Annotated in this window: 16 protein-coding genes; 8 read left to right on the top strand and 8 right to left on the bottom strand. The window is 37.1% G+C overall.

Annotation, left to right across the window (positions count from 1 at the left end; genetic code table 11):
• Positions 1 to 21: 21 nt before the first annotated feature.
• The 7 genes from SH601_RS16480 to SH601_RS16450 all read right to left on the bottom strand — a co-directional run bounded on the left by SH601_RS16480 (position 22) and on the right by SH601_RS16450 (position 10,098).
• Positions 22 to 1,629, bottom strand: a complete 1,608-nt coding sequence (locus SH601_RS16480; protein WP_319959436.1) for a glycoside hydrolase family 32 protein — start codon at positions 1,627 to 1,629, stop codon at positions 22 to 24.
• Positions 1,630 to 1,640: 11 nt separating this feature from the next.
• Positions 1,641 to 3,110, bottom strand: a complete 1,470-nt coding sequence (locus tag SH601_RS16475; protein ID WP_319959435.1) for a glycoside hydrolase family 68 protein — start codon at positions 3,108 to 3,110, stop codon at positions 1,641 to 1,643.
• 160 nt (positions 3,111 to 3,270) lie between these two features.
• Positions 3,271 to 4,527 carry an ABC transporter substrate-binding protein gene (locus tag SH601_RS16470; RefSeq protein ID WP_319959433.1) on the bottom strand — a complete coding sequence of 419 codons (1,257 nt, stop codon included), beginning with the start codon at positions 4,525 to 4,527 and terminating at the stop codon, positions 3,271 to 3,273.
• 4 nt (positions 4,528 to 4,531) lie between these two features.
• Entirely contained in the window at positions 4,532 to 5,671 is a 1,140-nt protein-coding gene (locus tag SH601_RS16465; RefSeq protein ID WP_319959432.1) for a response regulator transcription factor, read from the bottom strand.
• Positions 5,672 to 5,674: 3 nt separating this feature from the next.
• Complete coding sequence (locus SH601_RS16460) at positions 5,675 to 7,438, bottom strand: cache domain-containing sensor histidine kinase (protein WP_319959431.1); 1,764 nt, start codon at positions 7,436 to 7,438, stop codon at positions 5,675 to 5,677.
• Between the two features lie 201 nt (positions 7,439 to 7,639).
• Complete coding sequence (locus SH601_RS16455; RefSeq protein WP_319959453.1) at positions 7,640 to 9,331, bottom strand: methyl-accepting chemotaxis protein; 1,692 nt, start codon at positions 9,329 to 9,331, stop codon at positions 7,640 to 7,642.
• A 170-nt stretch (positions 9,332 to 9,501) separates the two neighbouring features.
• Complete coding sequence (locus SH601_RS16450; protein ID WP_319959430.1) at positions 9,502 to 10,098, bottom strand: biotin transporter BioY; 597 nt, start codon at positions 10,096 to 10,098, stop codon at positions 9,502 to 9,504.
• Between the two features lie 231 nt (positions 10,099 to 10,329).
• Between SH601_RS16450 and SH601_RS16445 the strand changes: the two genes are divergently transcribed.
• The 7 genes from SH601_RS16445 (at position 10,330) to SH601_RS16415 (ending at position 17,356) form a co-directional block, all read left to right on the top strand.
• Complete coding sequence (locus tag SH601_RS16445; RefSeq protein ID WP_319959429.1) at positions 10,330 to 10,611, top strand: hypothetical protein; 282 nt, start codon at positions 10,330 to 10,332, stop codon at positions 10,609 to 10,611.
• On the top strand, positions 10,608 to 12,113 hold the full coding sequence (locus SH601_RS16440) for a solute symporter family protein (RefSeq protein ID WP_319959428.1): 1,506 nt from the start codon (positions 10,608 to 10,610) through the stop codon (positions 12,111 to 12,113). Before SH601_RS16445 ends, SH601_RS16440 begins: the two co-directional genes overlap by 4 nt.
• Positions 12,106 to 13,884 (top strand): LytS/YhcK type 5TM receptor domain-containing protein, encoded by a 1,779-nt coding sequence (locus SH601_RS16435; RefSeq protein WP_319959427.1) that lies wholly within the window; start codon positions 12,106 to 12,108, stop codon positions 13,882 to 13,884. Before SH601_RS16440 ends, SH601_RS16435 begins: the two co-directional genes overlap by 8 nt.
• Complete coding sequence (locus tag SH601_RS16430; protein WP_319959426.1) at positions 13,853 to 14,587, top strand: LytR/AlgR family response regulator transcription factor; 735 nt, start codon at positions 13,853 to 13,855, stop codon at positions 14,585 to 14,587. The genes SH601_RS16435 and SH601_RS16430 overlap by 32 nt, the downstream gene beginning before the upstream one ends.
• Positions 14,588 to 14,895: 308 nt before the next feature.
• Entirely contained in the window at positions 14,896 to 15,171 is a 276-nt protein-coding gene (locus SH601_RS16425) for a DUF4212 domain-containing protein (protein WP_319959425.1), read from the top strand.
• A gap of 32 nt (positions 15,172 to 15,203) precedes the next feature.
• Entirely contained in the window at positions 15,204 to 16,877 is a 1,674-nt protein-coding gene (locus tag SH601_RS16420; RefSeq protein ID WP_319959424.1) for a sodium:solute symporter family protein, read from the top strand.
• A gap of 20 nt (positions 16,878 to 16,897) precedes the next feature.
• Positions 16,898 to 17,356, top strand: coding sequence for a hypothetical protein (locus tag SH601_RS16415; protein WP_319959423.1), 459 nt, complete (start codon positions 16,898 to 16,900; stop codon positions 17,354 to 17,356).
• Between the two features lie 61 nt (positions 17,357 to 17,417).
• Here SH601_RS16415 and SH601_RS16410 read toward each other — a convergent pair whose 3' ends face one another.
• Complete coding sequence (locus SH601_RS16410) at positions 17,418 to 19,466, bottom strand: catalase (RefSeq protein WP_319959422.1); 2,049 nt, start codon at positions 19,464 to 19,466, stop codon at positions 17,418 to 17,420.
• Between the two features lie 95 nt (positions 19,467 to 19,561).
• On the opposite strand from SH601_RS16410, the gene SH601_RS16405 reads away from it, so the two are divergent.
• On the top strand, positions 19,562 to 19,778 hold a 217-nt coding region (locus tag SH601_RS16405), incomplete at its 3' end, for a hypothetical protein (RefSeq protein ID WP_319959421.1).

Genomic DNA, 19,778 nt, shown 5'->3' with positions numbered 1-19,778 from the left:
AGTAAGTGGGTAGATACCCACTTACTCGATTGCATCCATTTTGTGAATCTCAACATTTTTAAAAACAGCTTGTCCGTCTTCGGAAAATAGAGAAATTCCTTGATCTTCTGGACGTGGAAAAACTAGATTAGAATATGCTATTTCTCCGTCATCTAGAAATACTTCTATACTAGTCTTATCAACAAGAATATGGATATGAGCATCTTTTTGCAGTGGATCCATTGGCGCTGTGCTTTCTGTCATAGTATGTGTATCATCTGGTTGATTTGTAAATGTACGATTGACATAGGAATAGCCGTCTTGAGGGAAAAAGCCGACATCAATGTGACGCTCTTGATTGGCTGATTCTCTAAGTCTTAGACCGATATTTTTTGCCTCATCCCAACTTATATCAGCACTTAATTGATAGCTGTCAACATTATCATCGAGAGTAACAGTACCATCAACTGTCATTTCAGGATAATGAATGGTCTCGTTAATCAGTTGATTGAGCTTCTGAATAGGTTGGGAGACAAGATAGTATCCATTTGTATGATTCTTTTTTAATTCAATTTTTCTTACAATGGAATCAAGTCCATTAAATCCTTCTTCTTGTGTAGGTGTCTGATCTGCATATGCCCAATTATTCATCCAAGCTAGAGCATATCGATGACTAAAGTAATCGTCACTTTCACCATCTTCAAAGGTGACACCACCATACCAATCAAATCCATAATCAAGCCATTTAGGGTCTTTGTGATCTGCTATAAACTGATTCCCATCAAAGTCACCAATCCAATAAGCGTAAGTATTGGGTTTGCCTTGATCTAATCCATTTGCGCTTACCCCCATGATCCATCTCATACTGCCATCATCCGCTCGTAGTTGAAAAAGGTCAGGGCATTCTACGATACCGATATCTTCTGTCTGGAAGTCAGCGGTATATTGCCAATCTTGTAAATTAGTTGATACATAGAAACCAACTTTAGCTCCTTCTGCCATTAATAAAACCCATTGTTTATTGACCTCATCCCAAATGATCTTCGGATCTCTGAAATCCTCTGCATTAGGATTTGCCATAACTGGCTCATCTTGAAGAGATTGAAAGGTTTGCCCTTCATCTGTACTGTACCAGAGATATTGTGCTTGTATCCCATTGGTAGATGGTTGTGTAACGAGTGCGATAAGACTGTTTTCACCGAGACCAGCCGTATTGTTGTGATCGATAACAACAGATCCTGACCAGGCATCACCATTTTCATTGGTGTATTTTGGAATGGCAACTCCTTGGTCATCCCAATTAACTAAATCTTTAGAAGTGGCAAGTCGCCACTCTGTTCCATTGCCTTCAGGATAATCTCCGTTATAAAGGTAATAGTAATAATACTTGCCATTCAGATAAATAGGGCGTTGAGGATCGTTTTTCCAGTGTTGTGGCACGGTAAAATGATAATTAGCTCGATAGGAGTAGGATTCATTTTGTTGGTTATAAGAAGGCACTGTATTATGGAATAAAGTAAACAAGATAATGATCACTATGATCAGAGAACCAAGTATGATCCATCGTTTATTCGCTGTTGTTATGGGTTGTTTCAAGACCTTTCCCTCCTTCGTGTATAGTAAAAAAGAAAATGCCGAGTGAATCGACATTTTCTTTTTCGTTAATCTTGTAAAGTGATTTGTCCTTGTTCAAGGATACTATCTTTAACAACTGTTGACTTTTTGTTTTTTAGCTTCAATGTGAAACTTGGCGCAAAAGTAGATTTGTGATCCTCAAAGAATCCTCTGTTTGTCATATAGCTTGTAACTACCGCTTCATCTGTATCTTCTTGAGGAATAACATAATGTGCGTAAGTCCAAGTAATATCATATGGATCAAGGTCATGATGAAGAACGATTCCTGTTTTGTTCATCGGCTTAAATTTGCCTGTTAAGGAATTTGCTACATATCCTAGCATATAAATATCATCATCATTAATACCATCAATCGTCATTTTAGATCCACGTGTACTTGTGAATAAGTACCATTTTCCATCTTTTTTGAAGATGTTTGGTCGTTCGATTTCATCCGTAACCGTATTAGAAACTAATAATGGTTTCATGACATCTTTTAATTCATAGTCATCAGTGATTTCTACAATTCCGATAGCGCCATTTGCTAATTCAGCAAAGTTTCTTTGAGGGCTATCTAATAACAAGTTCTTTTCATTTTGGAAGAAATGATTACTTTTTCCGTAGTAAGCTTGGTTATAAAGAGACTCTTCACCAGAATATCCGTAATCTGTTCCTGTATTAGCTTCAAATACAAGATATTTGTGGCCGTTATCTTCGATATAGTGTGGATCTCTTAATGTATGATTATCATCCCAGTTGATGTTATCTCCACCGAAAGCTTGTGTAACATTTTGATAAACAGAACCGTCTCCACCTTCAAAAATGGATTTGTTATCTTCTACACCATCAATTTGTAGCGTGCCATCTGCTACTTCTGAAACATTAACTTGTGCAGTTGTTAATGTTTGTTTTCCGTAAAGACCTTTTGCTTCATCGAAACCTGTACGGTTTGTATAGAATAAACGAATTTCTCCGTCAGATGTAAATGTGGCAGAACCAGACCATTCTTCGGATAAATCTTTTAAGTATTCATCATTCGCTTCATACTTATCATTATCATCGAATACTCGTCCAGCGTTTTTCCATGCATCTAAAGATTGATCATCCGCTTTTTTATAGAATAAGTAGATGAACGTATCTTCTGCATGATTAGGATCACCTGCTAAACCGAATAGAATATGATATCCGTTATATTCTGCAACGGTACCATCTGCATTTTGTAATGGCCATGTATCCCATACATCTAATTTCATTTCTGTCCCATCTTCTGTCACTTTTGTAGCAGCAGGGATATTACGGATAGTAGCTGGATCAAATGTTGGTACGGTGAATCGCTCGTCACCTTGTTGTTGAATCATATCTTTCATATCTGAACGTGTAATAGTAGAGATACCGTAATCTTCTTTGTAGTCTTGTGGTGCTTTTGTTTCTGCGTGAACAAGACCACTACCTCCAACTAAAATGGCTGTACTAAGTGTTAATACTGATGCCTTCTTTATAAGACTTTCCCACTTCATCGTATTCCTCCTCTAAGATGCCTTTGGTTCGCCCGGGCTTTGTTACAAATAATAGTATAAGAGAGGAATGACAAGATAGAAATGTTGGATATTGATACAAATTTCGTTGTATATTGATTAGGTCAATGGGAGTATGCTTATTTGTCTAAGATTGGGCAACTTAATAGGCTTGCTCCCATGATTGTTGATAAGCCTTTAGTAATTGATGATGACTCCAATTATGTTTAATGTATTGTTGCGTATCTGTGCCAAAAGATTCCCTCAATCCAGCAGGTAGATTGGACCAATTAGGTGCTATCATCGGGTTCTCTTGATAAACTTGTGTAATTGTTTGTGCCATTGGATTGGATTCAGAAACATCGATATGATCAAAAGCAGGAATAAAGTGAAAGGCTTTTGTCATAAAATATTGTCCTTGTTCTGAGTGGACCATCCAATTTAATAGTCGTTTTGCTTCCTTTTTCTTTTTAGAAGGAATTTGTTTATTTACTACCCAATAGCTTGGTACATGTATATGTAATGCGTTATTTGTTGCCTTCTCGTTAATGACGATTGGGAATATCCCGATTTCCATCTGTGGATGTAGTTTATCGATCATCGGCTGAACCCAATTTCCTTGTAAAATCATTGCAGCTTCACCAGATGTGAATTGCTGCAATTCTGTCATATAATCTGTGGAAAGAGGATCCGCTCCATTATGTTCAATCGTTAAGTCTAATAAGTCTATTAGTTGATCCATTTGCTCGTTCTTTTCGATGGAGATTGTTCCGTCTTTTAATTGCTGAATGAATTGATCTGGCTTTTCCTGTTGGGCAATAGCTATGTTCATTAAATGGTCACCAAGTTTCCATTTTTCATAATAACCTGTTGCAAAGGGTGTAATTTCTTTTTTTTCTAATTTCTCTACTACTGTCTGTAATGCAGAAAAGGTAGTAGGGGGAGCTTTAATGCCTGCTTGATGAAAAAGATTTTTATTATAAATAATACCATAGCCTTCTAAATTCATTGGCATCCCATAGATGTGATTATCACGTGTAATAGGTTCTAATGTCTCAGGGTATGCATGTTGTACCCATGTTTGATCAGAAAGGTCTTCTAAATATGGCTCCCATAAATCAGTAGCTTCATAACCTGGATTAGTGAAAATATCAGGACCTTCATTTGCTGCTAGCTGTGCTTTCAAGTCAGAATAGTTGTCAAGCGCACCACCTACTGTGGATACTTCTATTTGAACATGTGGATGCTGTTTCTCATATGCTTTAATCATTTTTTCAAAAGCAGGAGCGATCTCTACTTTTGGATTTCTGATTGTAAGGGTAATCGTTTGTTCTGTTTCTTTTGTATCATCTTTACTTGGTTCTGATTGGCAGGCTGTAACAGATAATAGCAAAAGGATGATAACTACTATTTTTTTCATTTGCTCATCTCTCCGTTGCTTTTCTATATTCTGAAGGGGTGGAACCTGTCATTTTTTTGAATAATTTTGAAAAGAAATTCTCATCTTGATAACCAAGCATCAAAGCTATTGAATAAATGGTTTCCTCTGTTTCTACGAGCCAATATTTTGCTTGGTCTATTCGTAATTTTGTCACGTATTTGGATAATGGTAATCCTGTTTCTTGTTTGAATTTACGCGAGATATGTTCTCGGCTTAAAAAGAATAAGTTTGATAATGTTTCAAGACTAATATCTTCCATATAGTAATCATTTACATAGGAAATAATATCTTGCATTCTATTCAATTGTTCTAATTGTGCTGCTTGTTGTATATGTCTATACTGATTGTCATGCATTTTTCTTTGCAATATGCTAAATGTTTCAGGCAATCTTGTTAATGGTTGAGGCTTTTTGCTAGTAACGATTCGGATTGAGCATTCAATCTGTTCACTAAGCCATTTCTCCACTGTAAACCATTCATTTTCTAATGTAAGTACTAGGCAAATATTATAATCTATTAATAATGAATAAGCATTGCCTAGTCGTTGTGTATAGAGTTTGTTAGCTAATGTATCTATCACCGGATCGGCATAATGAGTGTGATAAAAAGAGAGTAGTGTTACCTCATATTGTTCAGCTTCTGGAAGAGAAGAAGACAGAGCATGGATATCAAATGTTTCGCCAAGACATGCATCTGTCACTACTTTGTTGTAGGCATATTTATCTTCCGTGATATTACTGTTCAAATAATCTTGTTTCCAAGCTTCGACGGCTTCTTGTAAGATTTGATTGAATAGATCTGCTTCAATTGGTTTAAGTAAATAGTCAAAACTATTATGTTTGATTGCTTGCCTCATATACGAATAATCATGATAGCCAGTGACAAATATCACTTTTCCGTGATAGGAGATTGTATCCAACCATGTCATTAATTCGAGTCCATTTATTCCCGGCATTTTTATATCAGTAAAAATAATTTCAGGTCTTTCTTTCTCTATTATGTTTTTTGCTTCTTTACCACAGTTAGCTTCTAATATGGTGGTTATTCCATATGTTTTCCACTTTCCTAATATTTTCATTACATCAATTACATTTTTTTCATCATCTACGAGCAATACTTTCATCGTTTATTCACCCTTTCGGATATGTTGTTCATCTAGTGGGATAAAAATCTCTACAATAAAGCCTTGCTCGTCCCAATTATCAATCTCTATACCTGCTTTTTCTCCGTAATTCAATACAAGTCTCTCATGAATATTTTTTAAACCAATATGTTCTGTTGCCATTTGAGTAGGCGGTATGGAAGAATAGATAGATTTTCTAAGCTGATCTATTGCTTCTTTCTTCATCGTTGCTTCTGTATTTTTTACTGTAAAGTAAAGATAAGACTCCCACCGTTCACCGAACAGATGTAACTGTGCAGTAGTAAATCCTTTTTCATAGCAATGCTTGAAATAATTTTCTACAAGCGGCTGTAAAATCATACTAGGTATAAGCATATCTAATAGCTTACTGCTTATGTCTATTTGATAATTAATTGGATGCTGAAATCTTTCTTTCTGTAAGGAAAGATAGCTTTCAATATAATGTATTTCATCTCGCACTTTGACCCAATTATTTGCTTGCATAGAATAACGCATCATATTAGATAAAGCGGTTATGAGCTTATACACATTCGGTGCATCCGATTTTAATGCTACTGTACCGATTGATTGTAGAGCATTGAATAAGAAGTGTGGATTTACTTGTGATTTTAACGCTTGAAATTGATTCTCTTTATTTTCAAGTTCTAGTTTATATTCTCGGTCAATATGGTCGTTAATGCGGTTCATCATCTCTTTCATCTGTTTTTCTAAATAGCCGATCTCATCATGCCGTTGGTCATTGAAAGGAATAGTAGTATAACTATCAGTAATCGCGCTTATTTTAGTAGTTAGTTGTTTAATAGGATTAGTAATTTTATATGTAATAAAACTAACCATAATAAATCCTAATATTCCGACGATAATTCCAGCAATAATACTTGGATAAGTTGTTTGACGCACTTCTTGAAATAAAACTTCTTTCGGTGTTATTTTCACTAATTGCCAATCATCGAGTGGTTCTGTCAATGTTTTGGACAATACTATATCTTCGCTTTCAACTTGTCTGTTTATGACTTTCAACACTTGTTTGCTGACTGGTTGCCCGATTGTTTGGCTATCATTACTGAAAATGATTTGATTGTTTTCATTGAGTATGTACATTTTTTCTTGCTTATGTTTAATTAAATCCCCAGCAATTCGACTTACTTCATCCAACTGTATATCCATTGAAATTACACCTAGAAAATCACCTGAAAAAACATCGGTAATTTTGTGATGAATAGTGATGACTTCTGTATGGTCTGATTGAGGGACGATTGCAGTGTTATTATAATTTTCTAATGGATGAGGAGCTTCGATTATCTCTTTTTGATTGGATGAGTAGAGTTTGTTTATATATGGCTGTTGCAAAAGATTTGGTTGTGATTTACTTGAACTAACGAACGCATTATAAACCGTAATGGATTCTTTTCCTTTATCTAAATAAAAACGAACTTGCTTCATCTCCTCACGCATTAAATAAAAATGTTGAATGCTTTTTTCCAAATAGGTAATGTTTTTCCGCTCATTGTTGAAAATTTGGAACAATTCCGCATCACGGTATAAAATATATGGTAGGTGAATAAGTTCGTTAAAATATTGTTGTAATTCGGCAGAACTTTCCTTTAGCTGTTCTTTGTTTTTGGCCAGTTCATGCTTTTCTACATTTTCTTTTGTATAATGATAAATGATTAATACAGACAAAAAATAAGGAAGAAGGATAAAAATAATTAACATACATAATAAACGACTTTGAATGCTTTTCATGTTGGACTTCCCCTTTTTAGTGATGAATTTCACAATGTGGTATCGTTCCCATGAAGGGGCAAAAGAGCACCAAAATGGTCTTTACATTATAAATCCTCTAAAACTTGTCAGCAATATGCTAGAAGTCTTAATTTCACTTGGAAAATGGGTGAAAAAAGTAGTGGTGCTGATAAAGAAAAGAATGCTTAGAGATAAACATCTCTAAGCATTCTTTTCTTTAAATCGTTCCGTTAATCGTGTTAGTGACTGTGATAAGTCGGTAAGCTGTAAACCTATTTCATGTGTTCGTTTCATTTGTCGGACTTGTTCATCACTTGTTGCATACATTTCCTCTGCACTAGCTAATGTTTCTTGTGAGACAGAGGCGAGACTAACAGAGCTTTGTTCTAATTCAGGTAGAGTGTTGTGGACATTTTGTAATTCTGCTTCCATTGTGTTGATTTGCTGATTTACCGTATCAATTTGCGTCATTAATCCGTCAATAGATAACTTTGTATCAGTTGCCATCGTTAAATTAGTGGTAATATTAGTGTGCATTTCTTCAAATTCACTAGATGCTTGTGTCGTAATACTATTCATTTCCTTTATCGAATGTGTAATATCTTCTGTTGCACCTGCAGCTTGTTCTGCTAGTTTTCTTACTTCGTTTGCTACAACCGCAAATCCTTGACCAGACTCACCAGCTCTAGCGGCTTCAATCGCAGCATTTAACGCTAAAAGCTTGGTTTGCTCTGCGATTCCTTTAATTAAATCGACGAGCTTTGTGATGGAAGATGAGTGTGCATTAACCGTTTGAATGGTCTTATTTAATTGCTTAAACCCTTCACCAAATGCAGTAATTTGATCGATTAACTGTGTCGTATTTTGTTCACCTGAAATAGCAGATTGATTCATCAGTTGTGAGCTTTGATCCACCATATCCATATTTTCTAATAAAGAATCAATTTTTCCTTTCATCTCATGGAAACTATTTGTACTAGTTTCTGAACTATTTGCAGTTTGTTCTGCTCCTTCTTTTACAATGTTAATAGATCCAATTAATTGTTCGCTTGCTGCTAGCGTACTACTAGAGGAATCCTTCAGACGATCTCCTGTCATTTCTAGTTCTGTCGTAGTGCTATTCAATTCTTTCAACATTAATTGCATTTGTTGGATCATAGCATCATAACTTTTATGTAGTGACGTAATCTCAGGGATAGAGGTATGTATTTCTGCAACACTTAAACTGCCATTACGTGCTTCTCTCATCGTATTTCTTAATTTGTTGAGAGGTTTGGTCAGGCTTCTAACGAATAAGAAAATAATCAAAATTGAGAGTGCAAGCGTCGCGATAGTAACAGTTAACACCGTTTGTGCCATACTATTGACTGCTCCCATATAGGAATCTGTCGAAACAGCTAATACATAATGGCCGCCAATTTGATCCGCTAAATTCTCTACAACAAGTGTATAATCTGTTCCTTGTATTTTTTTATGGGTGATGCCACTATCGAGTTTGACTAGTTCATTTAGTAAACTATCTGAGAAAGATAGGTTATTTTCGCTACTCACTTGAAAAGGGGTTAACTGCTCGTCTTTAATCATAAAAGTAGCTGACGTCATTCCTTCTTCTGCAAGGCGTTCAGTTTGTGAGCGCACTTCCGCTTCTAATTGCTGCATAAAGTATTCCTCATCACTCACATATAAAAATTTCAAGTTACTAGATACGTAGTCGATTAATTCTCCTTCTCGTGCAAGACGGTTTTCATTTGTTTCCAATGTTGTCTGTTTTGCTTGAAGATAGGTATTCAAGCCCACCGTCGCAATCGATGCAATCAGTAACATAAGAAAAATAAATAGTAGTCTTGTTTGTAAGTTTATTTTGGATAAGAATAATTTCAGTGATTCAGCCATTCTTTTCAACTTTTTCACCCCTACTTCGTAAAATGCTTCATACAATGACAAAGTATAACAAAGTAATATTAAGCTACTGTAAATTTTGGGATAAAAGTATTATTTTTTGCTAGTATTCTAATAAGAAGGTGGGTCTTATGGCGTGGTGGAGTCATCTAGATAGATGACTCTCAATAGTGTTGTTGTCTGTATCTACTTTTGGATAGAATTCTGTTTTCCATTCGGTAGGCAAATACTCCTGCGCAAATAGTGAGAATAACATCTTTTGGCAATGGTACTGCCATCCAATACCATACAAGCTTGTAGGAAAAGGAGCTTGGCGCATCAAACCAGAAAAGATAAGCTCCATACATCCAGTTTGTCCCTATTAAATAATTGATGATGAGGGCAACAAATGAAGCGATAAGATACAATGGAAGGCTCCGTTTTTTTTCGACTATTTTACCAGTTACATATGCCATAATAATATAGGAAAGGATAAAACCGAAAGTTGGCGAAAGAATGGTTGAGATGCCACCAGAAAACTGTGAAAAAATAGGAGCTCCAGCTAGTCCTAATAAAGTATAGGCAATCATGGCGATAGTACCCATTCTACTACCGAGGATGAGTCCAGCTAAAATAGCAAAAAATGTTTGTAATGTAATCGGTACACCGCCAACAACCATGAATGGGGCAATCGATGTAATGTTAGCACCAACCGCCATTAATGCAATAAATATACTGCCAATTGTTAAATCGAGTGCTGTGAAGTGTTTGCTTTTTTGCATATGAATTACTCCTCTCTGAAAAAATAGTAAAGTAAAATAGATGAATTGTCAACTTGTTATACGGAAAGGTTTACATTTGGTTCGGTATAATTCCGTAAGAAAGTTTTCGTATTTTTCATTACTTTCTTGTTTGTTCACAAAATTGACACAACTATCTGTGCTAGATTATAATTACATATCATAAAGATAGTGGGTAATGTAGCTTAATTCCTTCATAAAGGGAGGGTTAATGTGTTAAAAAACAACAAAAATGAAACCGCTTCCTCGAAGGTTGCCGAAATAAAGAAAAAACATCGTAAGCTTGTTTCTACCGCTGTTATTACCATTCTTTTTCTTGTAATAATTCCTTTATTGTTAGTCGCTTTTATTACCGAGGTAAATAGATTTTTTTTCTTTTTAGCATGGGGACATATTTTTTTATTATTTATCCTCGCATGGGGAGTAGGTATCTGGCATTATTTTTTTATTAGAAGCTTGGAGCAATCGCGAGACAATAGGGGAGAGAGACCATGAATGTCACCTATTTCATCTTTTTTATCGTTATTGTAATTGGGACGCTTGTTATCACACATTGGGCAGCAGAGCGGAGCAAAACGGCTCATCAATTTTATGTGGCAGCAGGTAGTTTGTCTGGTATGCAAAATGGGATGGCGATTGCCGGTGATTTTATTAGTGCTGCTTCATTTCTTGGTATTACTGGACTGGTAGCATTCTATGGATATGATGGTTTTTTGTATGCGACGGGATTTCTTATGTCATATGTGATTTTATCATTACTCATTGTGGAACCAATTCACCGTCTCGGTACATATTCAGTAGCGGATGTAATTGCAGCACGCTTTCCTAGCAATAAGATGCGGGCTGTAGTAGCTATTAGTGGTATTTGTATTTCTGTTTTGTATATGATTCCACAACTGGTTGCCTCTGGTTTATTAATTCGTCTATTACTTGGTGTTGATTTTAAGATAGCTGTTTGTGTTATTGGTATTTTAATGACTGTTTATGTAGTATTCGGCGGAATGCTTGCGACATCATGGGTACAGATTATAAAAACCGTACTACTTATGGGTGGCACGCTACTCGTTGTATTTATTGTGTTGTCATGGGTAGAATGGGATTTCGTTGGCTTAATGAATGAAGCAATACAGCAAAGTCCTTATGGAACATCATATTTTCAACCGGGTAATCTATTCAAACATCCTATCGAGAAGGTCTCACTTATCTTAACTTTAATATTAGGAACATCTGGGCTTCCTCATATACTTCTTCGCTTTTTGACAGTTAAAAATACGAAACAAGCACGATTGTCCGCTATGTCTGCTTCCTGGATTATTGGATTATTTTATTTAATGACACTTATATTAGGAATAGGGACTATCGCGCTTGTTGAAAGTGAGGTATTGTTACAGGCAGATGCGAGTGGAAATTTGGCAGCTTTATTGCTAGCGGAAGTTGTTGGTGGTGACTTTCTTATTGCTTTTGTAATGGCAGTGGCCTTTGCAACGATTATTGCTGTCGTTACAGGACTAGTATTTGCAGCAACATCTTCTTTTGCGCATGATATCTATTTTTACCTTTGGAAGCAAAAAAGGGTCGATGAGAAAAAACAACTTCAGATAGCTAGAATGGTAGCCGGGATGATTGGTATATTATCGATACTTATATCGATGAAAATGGAAACAAGTAATGTTGCTTTTCTCGTATCTCTTACATTTGCGATAGCTGCTTCAACCTTGTTCCCTTTGCTTGTTCTTACCTTTTATTGGGAACGATATAATGCAGTAGGGGCCTATACAACAATAATAACGGGCTTTATAGTGTCACTTACACTTGTCGTCATAGGCTCGGAGGGATACGGACTTGTCCAACTTGCTAATCCTGGAATCTTATCAATTCCTGCTAGTTTTGCTGGTGGAGTGATTGGAACCATCACAGGGAAAAAGGATGAACATAGCTATCAGCATTTGTTACGGAAAATGTATAGCGAAAAACAGGAGGCAGCTCCGTATGATTGACCTTACGATTGTTTTGTTTGAACGAATAAGCTTATTACTCTTGGCAGCCTTCATGTTAGCACAAATTCCCGGTTTTCGTTCATTGTTAGATAGGGATATAACGCTTGATACGGTGATTTATCTTGCACTCGTATTTGGTTCCATTGGTATATTAGGTATACATATTGGTGTGTTGATCCACATAGATACAATCGAGCTTGAGTCGAGATTTACCGAAGTGTCATCTAATGAGGTGCTGATTGGTTTCAGTATGGTAGTGGTTATGATTGCTGGACTATTAGGTGGACCATATGTTGGGTTTGGGACAGGGATTATTACTGGTATTTATCTTGCTTTTATTGGTGGTGATGCATGGATTGCGAATAGTTTTATTCATCCATTGGCTGGGCTAATGACAGGCTGGACAGGTCGTTTTTTTTCGGATGAACGTGTCATAGCACCAGGAAAAGCATTATTTATTGGGATGTTCCCACCTATTCTCCATATGGGACTATTGTTAATGTTTATCCCTGATCAGGAAAAGGGCATCGAGCTTGTTAATACAATTGGGATACCTCTTGTCATTACTAATGCTGTTGCTCTAGCAATATTTACGATGGTAATACGTGCAGCGCTTAACGAAACGGAAAGAGAAGCGGCAATTGAAACAAACAGAGCTTTGTCAATTGCTGAAAAAGCATTGCCGATTCTCCAAGATGCCTCGTTAATTTCAAATGCAGATAAATTGGCAAAGCTTTTGTATGAGGAGCTCGATGTTGCAGCGATTGCGATTACTGATAAACAGAAGGTGCTAACTCATGTTGGTCTAGGAGATGACCATCACCGCTTAGGAGAACCGCTTAAAATGAAGCTTTCACATAAGGCGCTTGCTACAGGAGATATTCAGCTAGCATATGATCGAGAGGAGATCCGATGTCGTGTTCATACCTGTCCTTTGAAAACAGCGATCATGATACCAATTTATCGATCTGGTGAAATAATTGGCCTTATTAATTTATATTTCCGACATTCTCAACAAATTCGTGCTGTTGAAGTTGAGCTTGCTAAAGGACTAGGTACGATTATTTCTAATCAAATTAGTGGATTTGAAGCAGAAAGAATGAAAGAGCTTTTAAAGGAAGCAGAAATAAGAAATCTTCAGGCACAAATAAATCCCCATTTTCTATTCAATACCTTTAATCTGCTTCATTCCTTGCTACGGGTTAATCAAGAGAAGGCGCGTCATATTTTAATACAACTTAGTCATTATATGAGAGCAAATCTCACGATTGCTAGTAAATCATTAATTCCCCTGAAGGATGAACTGCTCCACGTTAATGCTTATGTAGAAATTGTTACAGCACGTTTTATGGACCAATTAGTCATTCATAAAGAGATTGATCTGGGAGTGGAGGATGTACTAATACCTCCAGCAACATTACAGCCATTAATTGAAAATTGTGTTCAGCATGGAGTAAAGGACCAACAACGCAAAGGAAGAATTGACTTAATTATCTCAAGAGAGGGGGAGTGGGTATTTTTGGAGGTCAGGGACAATGGTAAAGGGTTTTCTGACGATCTCCTCACCTTACTTGGAGCAGAGCCAGTAGAACCTTCGAATGGTAATGGTACAGCTTTATATAATATTAATGAACGGCTAAAAGGGGTTTGTGGAGTGGCAAGTCAATTACACTTTAGTAATCTTCCTGTAAATGGAAGTTCGGTTTCGTTTAAAATTCTAGTCAGTACAAAGGAGCGGAATGAAGATGCAGGTGATGATTGCAGAGGATGAGCGTTTAGGTCGTGAAGAACTGACATATTTACTCACACAGGAAGAAGACGTCATCTTATGTCCGAGTGCAGAGAATGGAAAGCAATTAGTTGAGCTTTATCATCAATATAAACCAGATGTATTATTTTTAGATATCCATATGCCTGGACTATCGGGACTAGAAGCAGCGGAGACATTGCGTAATACAGAAATGAACAGGCCGGTGATTGTATTTACAACTGCCTATGATACATATGCAGTTCAAGCCTTTGAGCTCCAAGCTACAGATTACTTACTAAAGCCTTTTGAAAAAGCACGCTTTGATCAGGCGATGAACCGGGTGCGGGAGGTACTGATGAAAAAACAGCACCCAAAACCTAAGATTGATAAGTTGATTATTTCGACTGATAATAAAATGGTAGTAATTGATCCATCTCAGATTGGCTATGCTGTTCGTGAAGGAAGGCAGTTGCTCTTGCACACATTAACAAATGAAGTGATTGAAACAAAAATGAACTTGAAGGAATTGGAGGAAAAACTCACTGCTTACCCATTTTATCGCTCACATAGGAGTTATCTCGTAAATCTTAATGTAATTGAAGAAATTACTCCGTGGTTTAATGGTGCTTATAACATTATAATAAATGACAAATATAAATCCCAAGTACCGATCAGTAGGACGGTTGCTAAGCATTTTTTCGATGTATTACAAGGGTTCAATTAACTATTTAGACACTGAAATGAACATTTTAAACATGTAGTTCTACATTTTATGATAATCCCGAAATAGCATCTATTATATTTTATATACTAAATACAAGTGCTAGAGTATTTAGTATTTTTTTGTGAAAAAATTAGTTTGATGTGTATATGAGCAAAAGCAGAACTAGGATAATATGAAAAGGTAGAAGCTATTATTCGTTTTTATACTAATGAGACCATCAATTCGTATGTATTTTCACAAGGAAATGTAAGCGTTTACCATGAGTCAATACTCTTCATTAATAAAAGAAGGAAAGGGTGGTAGGAATCATGAGTCAAATACTCAATGAAAAACAAAAGTGGTATTGGAAGAAAAACATCCGATTAATTATGGGACTATTGATCGTTTGGTTTCTAGTTGGACTTGGTGCAGGAGTTTTATTTGCAGAACCTCTTTCTAATATACAGTTTCTAAACGTTTCCTTATCGTTTTGGTTTGCACACCAAGGTTCGATTTTAGTATTTATCATCCTGATACTTATTTACGCGCTTCGGATGGATAAACTTGATAAGCAATATAAAAAGATGTTAAAGAACGAGGAGTAAGAGAGCTAAGTAGGATAAGGAGGGGTATTCCCATGAGTGTTGAAGTTATTACGATTATTCTTGTTCTTATTACGTTTGCGATTTATACAGGAATTGGTTGGTGGTCAAGGGTTCGTGATACATCCAATTTCTATGTTGCCGGACAGGGGATTCCAACTGTAGCTAATGGTGCAGCAATTGCTGCTGATTGGATGTCTGCTGCGTCCTTTATTTCAATGGCAGGATTAGTAGCGTTTTTGGGATATGATGGAACCATTTATTTAATGGGTTGGACTGGTGGCTATGTTCTATTAGCATTATTACTTGCTCCATATTTACGTAAATTCGGGAAATTCACTGTTCCAGACTTTATTGGGGACCGTTTTTATTCAAGTAGTGCGCGTGCAGTTGCAGCGATCGCTACGATTTTTATTTCTCTTACGTATATTTCCGGACAAATGCGAGGGGTAGGAATTGTTTTTAGTCGTTACCTTCAGGTGGATATTATTGTCGGTGTTCTGATCGGGATGGCGATTGTTGGATTTTTTGCTTTATTAGGTGGAATGAAAGGTGTCACGTGGACTCAAGCTATCCAATTTTTTGTTATTATTATTGCATTTCTCATTCCAGCCTTTGCTATTTCCTTTCAATTAACAGGTAATCCTATTCCACAACTTGCTTTAACTACTAGTGATATGGTTGATCGTCTAGGTCAGCTTCAAATTGATCTTGGTATGACGGAATATATGGCTCCTTTTACTAATTTATCGATGATCAATGTTTTTATGGTTTCATTGGCTTTAATGGCGGGTACTGCTGGACTTCCACATGTTATTGTCCGTTTTTATACAGTGAAAAGTGTACGTGCAGCGCGTTGGTCAGCAGTTTGGGCAATCATCTTTATCGGGTTGCTTTATTTAACTGCTCCTGCAGTCGGTGCGTTCGCTAAATATAATTTAATTGATACGATTGCAGATCAGCCATTAGACGAAGTGAGAAATATTGATTGGGTAAACAAGTGGGAAACAACAGGATTATTGCAATTGGAGGATAAAAATGGTGATGGAATAGTGAATTTTACAGGTGGTGATGACAATGAAGTGGTTATTGATGGAGATATCATTGTATTGTCGACGCCGGAAGTTGCTAATCTTGCTCCATTTATCATTGCGTTAGTTGCAGCTGGTGGGCTTGCTGCAGCTTTGTCGACCGCATCAGGGCTGTTAATTACAATGACAAGTGCTGTATCACATGATATCTATTACCGGATCTTTAATAAAGAAGCGTCGGAATCACAAAGAATGCGAGTCGGACGAATTACTTTATTGGTTGCACTCGCTATTGCGGCATATGTCGGAATTAATCCCCCTGGGTTTGCGGGAGAAGTTGTAGCACTTGCCTTTGGTTTAGGTGCAGCAAGTCTATTTCCTGTTATCCTCTTAGGGATTTTTGACAAACGGATGAATAAGGAAGGTGCTATTGCTGGGATTTTGGCTGGGTTAGGCTTCACACTACTGATGATCGGTGCGATATTGTCTCCAACTATTTTAGGAACAGATGAACCGATTTTAGAAAGTTTCTTTGGTATTAATGCTCAAGGTGTTGGGGTAGTAGGGATGGTACTGAACTTTATTGTCAGCTTCATCGTATCACGAATGACGCCAGAGCCACCTAAAGAGATTCAGGAATTGATTGAGCATGTTCGTGCTCCAGAGATTGATGAGTAAAAGTGTAAAGGAGGAAAAAGATGAACTGGACGCTCATTTTAGCTAGTTTGTTAATCATTCTCTTTCTTTTCCATCCATGGATGAATAGAAAGACATTGCAAAAGGTAATAGGCATTACGCTATTTCTTGAAATATTTTATTTGATAGGTCATTATTTACTCGACTGGCCGTTTCCTACACCACTTGTTTTTCTTCAACTTTTCGTTGTATCAGGTTTAGGTGTTGCTTTAGGTGTAATCTTTTCTCGAATTTGGCCATTGCCACTTGAAAAAGGGTTCGAGCGTATTTTCCGTACATTTCTAATTGTCATACCGTCCTTTGGATTCGGAATGGGCTTGCAAGTCATTCTCCAGGGGATTCATGCAACACAGGCAATCTATTTAATATTTGCATTTGCTGCATGGATTGGTTCTGGTAGGTTTGTACGTGATGAAAAAACAGTGTTAGCGCATCCGAAAAAAATGGAAGGAACCATTTAAGGATAATGAAAAAAGACTCGGACTTTGCGTCGAGTCTTTTTGGGTGTTGGATAAGGATATATCACACAATTTCACGGTCCCAATGTCGGTGTTTTGTGATCGCCTCATTAAATTTTTGTACGAACGTATTCATATCCTGTGCTGTTACAACACCTGGTTTACCATCAAACTTGTTAATTTCTATCCAAGGTATTCCTTCATTAGTAGCTCCAATTGGTTTATAATGCGAAAATGCTTCATCAATAAAATAAGCAATATCTTTATTGAACTTTTTATTCTTATCACTACCTCTAACCATATAAACAGCATCAAAGGAGACAGAATCAGCTGTTAAATGAGTGTGGTCTACTTCTAATTGTGTACCTCTTTGACCAGTGATTGTGCCCAGGTTTTCACTAATAATCTCCGGTTGCATACCAGATGCTTTAAGGGAGGACAGTACATATTCTAGTTCCGTATCATTAAATCCCTCTGTTACAATCACTGCGACAGTTCGAGAGAGACTACTGTATGTTGTATTAATTTGGCTTAAGGCTGGAGAAGCCTTTGTTATGTTAGAGCCCCCAGTTTGAGGTGGCTTTACACCGATTCCTTCTGCAATAGCAACAGCTAAATCTAAATCGACATGAGCAAACATATCAACCACCTGCTGTCTGATTGATTTGCTTTTCACTTTTCCTAGTTCGAATAGAAAAGCATCAAGGATATGCTTTTTTTCTGTATCGCTCATACTATTCCAAAATAATGTTGCTTGTGAGAAATGATCAGTGAAGCTTTCACTTCTTGCTTGCACTTTACGTCCTTCTACTTTTTCCTGATAATGCTGGTATCCACCTTCTGCTACACTAGCTTCGGATGGCGTATTACCTGCTAAAGAGTTCTTATGATAGCTGACTTTTCCAACGTTAATCGTTTGTCTATGGAATCCATCACGTTGATTATTGTGAAAAGGACAGACTGGTTTATTAATCGGAATTTCGTGGAAGTTAGGTCCACCAAGCCGAATAAGTTGTGTATCTGTATATGAGAATAGACGTGCTTGTAATAATGGATCATTGGTAAAATCAATACCTGGAACGACATGACCAGGATGGAAGGCAACTTGTTCGGTTTCGGCAAACACATTATCCACATTGCGATTTAATGTCATTTTTCCAATAATTTTTACAGGGACGTCTTCTTCAGGCCAAATTTTTGTTGCATCTAAAATATCAAAATCGAAGGCAAATTCATCGTCCTCATTAATAATTTGTACCCCTAATTCAAATTCAGGATAGTAGCCATTTTCGATTGCTTCCCACAGATCACGACGGTGGAAATCAGGATCTCTACCGGCAAGCTCATGTGCCTCGTCCCAAATAAGGGAGTGGTTACCGAGTGTCGGTTTCCAGTGGAATTTCACAAAAAAGGCTTTTCCTTGTTCATTAACAAAGCGGAATGTGTGCACACCAAATCCTTCCATCATACGGAAGCTTCTGGGGATTGCTCGGTCTGACATGAGCCACATAACCATATGTGCGGTCTCTTGGTTGTTCGCAACAAAATCCCAAAATGTATCATGTGCCGAGGATGCTTGAGGAATCTCATTATGTGGTTCTGGCTTGATGGCATGTACCATGTCTGGAAATTTGATACCATCTTGAATAAAGAAGACAGGAATATTATTTCCGACTAAATCAAAATTCCCTTCATCTGTATAAAACTTAGTAGCAAATCCACGGACATCCCGTACAGTATCAGCAGAACCGCGTGAACCCACTACAGTGGAAAAACGCACAAAAACAGGTGTTTTTAAGGAAACATCCTGCAAAAATTTCGCTCTTGTAAATGGTTGCATGCTTTCGTATAGCTCAAACTCACCATGTGCAGCAAATCCACGTGCATGCACCACCCGCTCAGGGATTCTTTCATGATCAAAGTGCGTCATCTTTTCGCGAAAATGAAAATCCTCCATTAACGTAGGGCCACGCTCACCAGCCTTTAGGGAGAATTGATCATTCGATATTTTTAATCCTTGATTAGTAGTCAGCTTTTTCCCTTTATCATCTACACGAAAATGATCCAGCTGGCGATCTTTTTTCGTTTTATTATCTTTACGCTCATCAGTCATTTGTTCAACCTCCTTCTTGTTATATTGTATGAATAAATTAAGGGAATTATGTAGAAACATCGAGAGAGGAAAGTTGCAAGAAAGAGGAGCGGAAGTTGCAAGAAGAAGAGCGGAAATTGCAAGAAGAGGAGCGGAAATTGCAAGAAGAAGAGAGGAAGTTGCGAGAAGAGGAGCGGAAGTTGCAAGAAGAAGAGCGGAAGTTGCAAGAAGAAGAGCGGAAGTTGCAAGAAGAAGAGCGGAAGTTGCAAGAAGAAGAGCGGAAGTTGCAAGAAGAAGAGCGGAAGTTGCAAGAAGAAGAGCGGAAGTTGCAAG

This window comes from Gracilibacillus pellucidus, assembly GCF_033949965.1.
GTDB classification, from domain to species: Bacteria; Bacillota; Bacilli; order Bacillales; family Amphibacillaceae; genus Gracilibacillus; species Gracilibacillus pellucidus.
Note: the sequence above shows the minus strand (reverse complement) of the source record. Positions and strands in the feature narration are given on the sequence as shown.

Coding starts and splice junctions, on each gene's coding strand:
- SH601_RS16480 (WP_319959436.1), bottom strand. CDS start 1,629: ATGTCGATTCACTCGGCATTTTCTTTTTTACTATACACGAAGGAGGGA.
- SH601_RS16475 (WP_319959435.1), bottom strand. CDS start 3,110: ATGAAGTGGGAAAGTCTTATAAAGAAGGCATCAGTATTAACACTTAGT.
- SH601_RS16470 (WP_319959433.1), bottom strand. CDS start 4,527: ATGAAAAAAATAGTAGTTATCATCCTTTTGCTATTATCTGTTACAGCC.
- SH601_RS16465 (WP_319959432.1), bottom strand. CDS start 5,671: ATGAAAGTATTGCTCGTAGATGATGAAAAAAATGTAATTGATGTAATG.
- SH601_RS16460 (WP_319959431.1), bottom strand. CDS start 7,438: ATGAAAAGCATTCAAAGTCGTTTATTATGTATGTTAATTATTTTTATC.
- SH601_RS16455 (WP_319959453.1), bottom strand. CDS start 9,331: ATGGCTGAATCACTGAAATTATTCTTATCCAAAATAAACTTACAAACA.
- SH601_RS16450 (WP_319959430.1), bottom strand. CDS start 10,098: ATGCAAAAAAGCAAACACTTCACAGCACTCGATTTAACAATTGGCAGT.
- SH601_RS16440 (WP_319959428.1), top strand. CDS start 10,608: ATGAATGTCACCTATTTCATCTTTTTTATCGTTATTGTAATTGGGACG.
- SH601_RS16435 (WP_319959427.1), top strand. CDS start 12,106: ATGATTGACCTTACGATTGTTTTGTTTGAACGAATAAGCTTATTACTC.
- SH601_RS16430 (WP_319959426.1), top strand. CDS start 13,853: ATGAAGATGCAGGTGATGATTGCAGAGGATGAGCGTTTAGGTCGTGAA.
- SH601_RS16425 (WP_319959425.1), top strand. CDS start 14,896: ATGAGTCAAATACTCAATGAAAAACAAAAGTGGTATTGGAAGAAAAAC.
- SH601_RS16420 (WP_319959424.1), top strand. CDS start 15,204: ATGAGTGTTGAAGTTATTACGATTATTCTTGTTCTTATTACGTTTGCG.
- SH601_RS16415 (WP_319959423.1), top strand. CDS start 16,898: ATGAACTGGACGCTCATTTTAGCTAGTTTGTTAATCATTCTCTTTCTT.
- SH601_RS16410 (WP_319959422.1), bottom strand. CDS start 19,466: ATGACTGATGAGCGTAAAGATAATAAAACGAAAAAAGATCGCCAGCTG.